Here is a 664-nt window from a genome sequence, read left to right as displayed (position 1 = left end):
AGCCGTGCGCGGCCATGACCACGCCCAGCGCCGTGCGGCGGTCCCACTGCAGTTCCACCTGGTCGAGCTTGCCGTCGATGGCGGCGCCGAGCAGGTCGAGCAGGTCGCTTTTCAGGCGCATCAGGATCGGCTGGGTCTCGGGGTCGCCCATGCGGCAGTTGAATTCCAGCGTCTTCGGATGGCCCTTGGCGTCGATCATCAGGCCGGCATACAGGAAGCCGGTGAACGGAATACCGTCCTTTTCCATGCCGCGCACCGTGGGCAGGATGATTTCGCGCATGGCGCGGGCATGGNCTGGGTCTCGGGGTCGCCCATGCGGCAGTTGAATTCCAGCGTCTTCGGATGGCCCTTGGCGTCGATCATCAGGCCGGCATACAGGAAGCCGGTGAACGGAATACCGTCCTTTTCCATGCCGCGCACCGTGGGCAGGATGATTTCGCGCATGGCGCGGGCATGGACATCGGCCGTGACCACGGGAGCCGGCGAGTACGCGCCCATGCCGCCGGTGTTGGGGCCCAGGTCGCCGTCCTTGAGGCGCTTGTGGTCCTGGCTGGTGGCGAGCGCCGCGACGTTCTTGCCGTCGCACAGCACGATGAAGCTCGCCTCTTCGCCTTCCAGGAACTCTTCGATGACGACGCGCGCGCCGCCGTCGTTGTGCGCCACG

At 66.5% G+C, this 664-nt stretch carries 2 pseudogenes; both read right to left on the bottom strand.

Annotation, left to right across the window (positions count from 1 at the left end):
• Positions 1-292: pseudogene (locus tag QZH66_RS17805) on the bottom strand (phosphoribosylamine--glycine ligase); the annotation flags it as partial.
• Positions 199-664: pseudogene (locus QZH66_RS17800) on the bottom strand (hypothetical protein); the annotation flags it as partial. The pseudogenes QZH66_RS17805 and QZH66_RS17800, both read right to left, overlap by 94 nt.

It is taken from the genome of Stenotrophomonas sp. YIM B06876 (genome assembly GCF_030711595.1).
Lineage (GTDB): Bacteria > Pseudomonadota > Gammaproteobacteria > Xanthomonadales > Xanthomonadaceae > Stenotrophomonas.
The sequence above is the reverse complement of the archived record's forward strand: the minus strand, read 5'-3'. Positions and strand labels throughout refer to the sequence as shown.